Origin of the sequence: Paenibacillus sp. UNC496MF, from assembly GCF_900113915.1 — a bacterium.
In the GTDB taxonomy this organism is placed as follows: Bacteria; Bacillota; Bacilli; order Paenibacillales; family Paenibacillaceae; genus Paenibacillus_Z; species Paenibacillus_Z artemisiicola.
Genome location: NZ_FORE01000031.1, coordinates 1 through 7,803, shown reverse-complemented (window position 1 = coordinate 7,803; position 7,803 = coordinate 1). Strand labels below are relative to the sequence as shown.

2 protein-coding genes are annotated in these 7,803 nt (G+C 54.6%); both read right to left on the bottom strand.

Annotated features, from left to right (window positions below; genetic code table 11):
- Nucleotides 1-1,070 (bottom strand): AMP-binding protein (locus BMZ79_RS34065; RefSeq protein ID WP_143089207.1); only part of this gene is annotated, 1,070 nt, incomplete at its 3' end.
- 101 nt (nucleotides 1,071-1,171) lie between these two features.
- On the bottom strand, nucleotides 1,172-7,803 hold a 6,632-nt coding region (locus BMZ79_RS33295), incomplete at its 5' end, for an amino acid adenylation domain-containing protein (protein ID WP_143089206.1).

Here is a 7,803-nt window from a genome sequence, read left to right as displayed (position 1 = left end):
GAGTCCTCGATCAGGTAGCGAATCCGCTCTTCCGGATACGAGGGATCGATCGGGACGTACGCGCCGCCCGCTTTCAAGATCGCCAGGATCCCCACGATCAGCTCCGGCGAACGCTCCGCCATCAGGCCGACAAGCTCGTCAGGCTTCACGCCGTTCTCACGCAGCACCCGCGCCAGCTGATTCGCCCGCGCGTTCAGCTCGCGGTACGTGAGCCGCGCTTCCCCGAACACGACCGCCACGTTGTCCGGCGTCTGCTCCGCCTGCGCCTCGAACAGCTCATGGATCGTTTTGTCGCGCGGGTATTCCGCTTCCGTCCGGTTGAAGTCATAGATGAGTTGTTCCCGCTCTTCTTCGGACACTAAACTAACTTGAGAGATCGGGATATTCAACTCATGTTTTACAACCTGATTTAAGATCTGCTCGATATGTTTTCCAAATCTCGCAATCGTGTTTTGTTCGTAAAGGGCACCGTTAAATTGAAACAGCAAAGTCAATGCATCAGAATCATTAGAATCTATATAAATCGTTACATCGTTTTCAATGGATTCGAGTCTTTCCGTTGGTTGAATATTGGAAGAAACCATCATGATATCGAATAAAGGATGACCATTGGTTCGGGAATCTATTTGTAAATCTTGTATGATCTTCTCAAATGGATACTCCCCATTTTCATTCGCTTCCTTGGCGGTCTGTCTGATTTGATTCAGAAGTTCTCTGAATGTCATGTCCTCTTGAATGACGTCATAAAGCGCCAGAAGATTGGGGGCGATAGGATGTTCATTTTTCAAACTCAGGGTGCCGACGATAGAATTTACGTTGCCTGAGTATGCATAGAGGCACGTTTTGAGCGTTGTTATAAAAAACAGATAAAGAAAATAATCCGAATTTTTACATGCTTCCTTCATTTTTGCCGTTAATTCCGGATCCAGTTCAATAAGCAACGTTTGCTTTTGATACGCATCAGCCTTGTAAAAATCCGGTGATAGGGTCGTTCTATCGATATGCCCGGGAATTTTATTGTGCCAATATTTTCGTTGCTTTAAGCTGCGGCTATCGTGTTTAAACAACATAACTATGCTCTTTCTCCCTTCTATTTTAAAGCAGTCCGAGCAGTCGGGACTTTCACAAGTTGGGTAAGCATGCTACTCGTCCCGACTCATCGTAACTACAATTAAAACGGCCAGCTTTCAAGGTCCTTCATTTCACTTGTCATTGAAGATTGTTGCTGCATCTCCGATTCAAGAAGAAGCATGTCAGGATGCTTCACGATCCGCTGCAGCAAGGTAATGAATTCATTTCCCATATGCTCGATCGTTGCGCGTTTAAAAATCTTCAAGCGATACTCTAGTTGCATGTTGATACGATTGTTTTCTTCAAGGAGCGCCATCAATAAATCGAACTTCGCGATCCGATTATCGGTCTCATACCGTGAGATGCGCAGGCCGGAAAGTTCTAAGTTCTTCATCTCCGTATTCTGCAAGACGAACATCGTGTCGAACAGCGGATTGCGACTCGTATCCCGCCTCACATCAAGCCGCTCCACCAGTACCTCGAACGGATATGCCTGATGCTCAAATGCTTCCAGCGTATGCTGCTTCACTTCTTCCAGAAAAGAGGTAAACGTCTTACCCTCAGAGGGGTAACTGCGAAGTGCCAGCGTGTTCACGAACATCCCCACGACCTTCTCCAGATCCGCATGGCTTCGGCCGGCGATCGGCGTGCCCACGATGAGGTCTTCATGTCCCGTATACTGAAACAGCAGCGTCTTGTATGCCGCCAGCAACACCATATACAGCGTCGTGCCGCGCTCTTCCGCCAGGAGTTTTAGCCCTGATGTCAGCGCAGGATCCAGCGTAAACGACACTAGGTCGCCTGCGAAATCCTGTACCGCAGGTCTTGGGTAATCCGTCGGCAGCTGCAGCACCGGCAGCTCGCCTTCAAACCGCGACAGCCAGTACGCCTCGTGTTCCTTCATCGCTTCGCTGCCGATTTGAGACTCCTGCTCCCACACCGCGTAATCCTTGTACTGGATCCGCAAATCCGGCAGCGATTCTCCGGCATACAGCTTCATGAACTCTTCCACCAATACGCTCATCGATACGCCGTCGGAAATGATATGCGGCATGTCCAGCAGCAGCAAATGCTTCTCTTCCCCAAGCTCGAGCGCTTCTACCCGGAGCAGCGGCGCCCGCGTCAAATCAAACGGACGGATAAACGCCTCTGCTTGCCTCTTCGCCTCGGCTTCGGTACACCGCTTCTCGCTGACGGCGAAGGACACGTGCGGATGAATGATTTGCGCCACTTCGCCTTCGCACATCACAAATGAAGTTCGCAGCGATTCATGCCGCGCGATCAGTCCGTTCATGGCTGCCGACAACCGCTCGCGATCCAGCTTTCCTTCCAAGCGCAGCATAGCCGGCATGTTGTAGCTCATGCCCGCGCCTTCCATTTGGCTGAGCACATACATCCGTTTTTGCGCGGACGATAACGGATAGTACGGCCGCTCCGCTGCGAGCTCAATCGCGGTGTACGCGCTTTTCGCCTGCGCAGCGATAACCGCCGCCAGCTCTTCCAGCGTCGGATGCCGGAATACGTCGCGCAAGCTTATCTCCACCTCGAATTTCCGGTGGACGCGGGAAACGAGCGTGATCGCCCGGAGCGAGTGTCCCCCCAAATCAAAGAAGTTGTCGTTTACGCCGATTTGCGCGGCGCCCAGCAGCTCTTGCCAAATCCTCGCAAGCTGCCGCTCCGTTTCGCTGCGCGGCGCCATGTAGGCGATGCCCGTCGACAGCTTGCCGTCCGGTGCCGGCAGCGCCTTCCGGTCGATCTTTCCGTTTGGCGTCAACGGCAATTTGTCCAACTGAACGAAGTGCGCCGGGACCATGTAGCTTGGCAATGCAGCCGATAGCGTTCCACGCAGCTGCGCCACCGTCAGCTCCTCTTCCGCCGCCACGTACGCGCACAGCTCGTTTTGTCCCTGCTCGTTTTCCCGTGAGATGACGATCGCTTCTCGTATTGGCTCCAGCAGCATGAGCTGCGCTTCGATCTCCCCGAGCTCGATCCGGTAACCCCGGATTTTCACCTGATGGTCGATCCGGCCCAAGTACTGGATGTTCCCGTCCGGCATCCATCTCGCCAGGTCACCGGTCCTGTACATCCGCTCGCCTGGCGCGAACGGGTTCGGCACGAACTTCTCCGCCGTCAGATCCGGTCGGTTGAAGTACCCCCTGGCCACACTGTCGCCTCCGACATACATTTCTCCCGGTATGCCGATCGGTTGCGCAACTCCACTATCGCTTAGAATGTAAGTCTGCACATTGTACAGCGGCTTGCCAATCGGCACGTCCATCTCTGCAAAATCCGGCTCCAATGCGATTTCCGTGGTATAAAACGTCTCCGTCGGTCCATACACATTCACCAATCGCGACTCTGGAAGGCGCCGGTAAAACTCTTGTACCAGGTCGGCCGGAAGAGCTTCTCCGGCGGCAAACACATACTTCAGCGTTTCGAGCCGAGGGATGCCGGGCTCCTGCAGCTCTTGGACAAACATTCGAAGCATGGACGGTACAAAGTTGAGATGCGTAACGCCGTAACGCCGGATCGCCTCCATAATGCATCTGGGCTCTTTCTCCTGTTCTGCCGGCAGGATCACGAGCGCTCCACCCTGGTCATACCAGCCAAACAACTCCGCAACGGAGACGTCGAAGGTAAACCTTGTTTTCAGCAAATATTTTCCTTCCGCCTCTAACGGATACTTCTCCTGCATTGCCTTCAGCGTGTTGACGACCGTCCTATGCTCAACCATGACTCCTTTTGGCTTGCCCGTCGAACCGGAAGTGTACATCATGTACGCAAGCGTATGCGGGCTTACTGCCGCTTCAACATTGGCCGTGTCCTCGCCGCTCCAGCTCCGACGGTCATCCAGATCGACGATCTCTCCCGCAAAGGTAATGCTTGCTTTCCATCTGCGTTGCGACAACAGCAAGCTCGTTCCGCAATCCTCCAGAATATGGCGGATGCGTGCTTCCGGAAACGTCGGATCGATCGGCACATACGCACCGCCTGCTTTCAAGATCGCCAGAATTGCGATGACCATTTCCAGCGAACGCTCCGTCATAATCCCAACAAGGCTGTCCGCCTGTACACCTTTGCTTCGCAGCACGCGCGCCAGTTGATTCGCACGCACATTCAGCTCACGGTACGTCAGTCGCTTGTCCTCAAACACGACTGAAACGTTGTCCGGCGTTTTCTCCACCTGCTCTTCGAACAGTTGATGGATCGTCTTATCGCGCGGGTACTCAGATTGCGTTTGGTTGAAGTCATGCAGGATTTGCCGCTTTTCCTCCTCCGTCAGCAACGGCATGTCGTCGATCCTTCCGTTCGGCTCGCTCGCCGCCGTCCGAAGGATCTGTTCCAAATGCCCGATCATCCGCTGAACCGTTTCTTCCTTGAACAGTGCCGTGCTGTACTCGAAGCTGCAGTGGATCACTTTTTCGCCTTCCATTGCTGCCAGCATCAGATCGAACTTCGCAATTCGATGGGGCGGCTCATAGGACTCCACTCGCAAGCCCTGCATCTTGATCGCCTGCCGGTCCGTGTTTTGCAGCACGAACATCGTATCGAACAGCGGATTGCGGCTCATGTCCCGGGCTACGTCCAGTTTCTCCACCAGGGCCTCAAACGGATAGTTCTGATGCTCGTACGCCCTCAGCGCCTGCTCCTTTACCTCACGAAGGAAATCTGCAAACCTCTTCTCTCCCGTCGGGTAGTTGCGCAGTGCCAGCGTATTCACGAACATTCCCATAATTCTTTCCAGATCGGCATGCGGCCGGCCCGCGATCGGCGATCCGACGACGATATCCTCCTGTCCCGAATATTTGAACAGCAGCACGTTGAATCCCGCAAGCAGCGCCATGTACAGAGTCGTCCCCGTCTCTTCCGCCAATCGGTGAATACCTTCGGTCAGCGCCTTATCCAGCGTAAATTCGATCCGGTTGCCTTCGAAGCTTCTTGCTGCTGGCCTTGGATAATCCGCCGGCAGCTGCAGGACCGGCAGCTCTCCCGCGAACGTCTTCAGCCAGTACGCCTCTTCCCGCTGCATCGCTTCGCTTTGCGCGCCTTCTTGCTGCCATACCGCGTAATCCTTGTACTGAATCCGCAGCTCTGGCAGCTTTTCACCGGCGAATAACTTTGTGAACTCATTCACCAGAATCTCCATCGACACGCCGTCGGAAACGATATGCGGCATGTCCAGCAGCAGCATGTGACGCTCTTCGCCCAGCTCGATCAACGCGACCCGCAATAGCGGTGCCTGGCTCAAATCGAACGGACGGATAAAGGCGGCCACGAGCGCATCCGCTTCGGCTTCCGTCGCCCTTTTTTCGCTAATGGCAAAAGGCACGGACGGGTGAATGAGCTGCATCGCTTCGCCTTCGACCAGCTCAAACGAAGTCCGCAGCGACTCATGCCGCTCGATCAGCCGGTTTAGCGCATGCTCCAGACGCTCGCGGTCCAACTCGCCTTCGATTCTCATCACGACCGGCATGTTATAGCTTTGCTCCGCACCTTCGAGCTGGCTCAGCACGTACATCCGCTTTTGCGCCGACGATAACGGGTAATACGGCCGCGCCGCTGCCGGCTGAATCGCGGCGAACGCGCTTGTTTCCTTCGATGCGATCACGGCCGCCAGCGCCTCCAGCGTCGGCTGCTGGAACACCTCCCGCAGACTGACTTCCACCTCGAACTGGCGATGGATACGAGAGACGAGTGCCGTCGCGCGCAGCGAATGGCCGCCAAGATCAAAGAAGTTGTCGTGCACGCCCACTTGCTCGGCGTGAAGAATTTCCTGCCAAATCGCGGCCAGCCGCCGCTCGGTTTCGGTGCGCGGCGCGACGTAGGCGACACCCGTCGATAACCGGCCATCCGGCGCCGGCAGCGCTTTGCGGTCGATCTTCCCGTTCGGCGTCAGCGGCAGCTTCTCCAGCTGCACGAAATGCGCCGGGATCATGTAGCTTGGCAGCGTCTGCGCTAATGCTCCGCGCAGCTGCGCAACCGTCAGTTCGTTCTCCGCGACCACATACGCGCACAACTCGTTTTCGCGTGCGATGACGACCGCTTCCTGCGCAAGCCCCGTTTGCAGCAGCTGCGCTTCGATCTCGCCAAGCTCGATTCGGTAGCCCCGGATTTTCACTTGCTGGTCGATTCGGCCCAAGTATTCGATGTTGCCGTCTGGCAGCCATCTTGCCAGGTCACCCGTTTTGTACATCCGCTCTCCCGGCACATAGGGGTTGGGTAGAAACTTCACTGCCGTCAGTTCCGGACGGTTCCAATAGCCGAGACCAACTCCGATTCCGCCGACATAGAGTTCCCCAGCCACACCGATCGGCTGCAACTGACCGCTGTGTTCCCCTACTATATATAAGGACACATTATTTATAGGCGTACCTATTGGAAGCTTAGCTCCATTTCGAATCTCTTCTGTTGTAACCCGGTAGTTGGACACGACATCCGTACATTCCGTCGGCCCATACGTATTGATGATTTCCGACCGATAGTGTTCGGATGTTACCCAATCGACTAAAAATTGCGTTTGAATCGGTTCCCCACCAAGAAATACTTTTTGAAGGGTTATTAATTTTTTATAACGGACCTCCGAACGATCTCCCAACAAGGGATAAAAAGCACTCGGCGCGCAATTGATCATCGTGATTTGCTGCTTGTCGATTACATCCGCCATCCACTCATAATCGATTGTTGAAGGGAAGAGAACAAGCCTTCCGCCTTTAATCAAGGTCGCGAATAAGTTTTTCTGGCACAAATCAAACCCGATTGGGGCAACCAGCAAATTACGGTCGTCCTCATCAACTGCAAACTTATCGGCATACCATTGCACCAGATTGGTAAAAGCATCCGTGCGAATCATTGCCCCTTTCGGATTTCCCGTTGAGCCGGAGGTATAGATCATATAAATCAGCCGGTCCGGACTTCCTATAACCGGTAAATTTCCCGAAAGTCCTCCCCCGGTGTTCCATTCGTTTGCAGGTATGACTTCTCCCATATAGTTGGAAATTACGTGATCCTTACCCGAAAGCAACACTGAGACACCGCTATCTTTCAGCATGTATTGAATACGTTCTTCGGGATAAGAGGGGTCAATCGGCACGTACGCGCCACCTGCTTTTAAGATCGCGAGCATCCCGACGATCATCTCCGGCGAACGCTCTACCATCATGCCGACCAAGCTGTCCGGCTGGACACCTTTGTCTCGCAATACCCGCGCCAGCTGGTTCGCCCGCGCATTCAGCTCCCGGTACGTGAGCGTCTGTTCTTCAAAGACCACCGCGATGTTATCCGGCGTCTGCTCCACCTGCGCCTCGAACAGCTCATGGATCGTCTTGTCCTGCGGGTACGCCGCTTCCGTCCCGTTGAAGTCGACGAGGAGCTGCCGTTTCTCTTCCGCCGTCAGCAGTTCCAGCTCCTTGATCTCCACCCCGGGATCACGAACGACCGCTTCCATCAGTTGACGGAAGTGACCGATCATCCGCCGAATCGTCTCCGCCTTAAACAACGCCGTGCTGTACTCCATGCTGAAGTTCAGTTCCGTTTCGCCTTCCGACGCTGCCAGCGTCAGGTCGAATTTCGCGATCCGATTGTCGGTTTCATACGGCGAGATACGCAGTCCCGGCAGTTCCAAGCGCTGCATCTCCATATTCTGCAGCACGAACATCGTGTCGAATAGCGGATTGCGGCTCAAATCCCGCGACACGTCCAGATGCTCGACCAGCATCTCGAACGGATATTCCT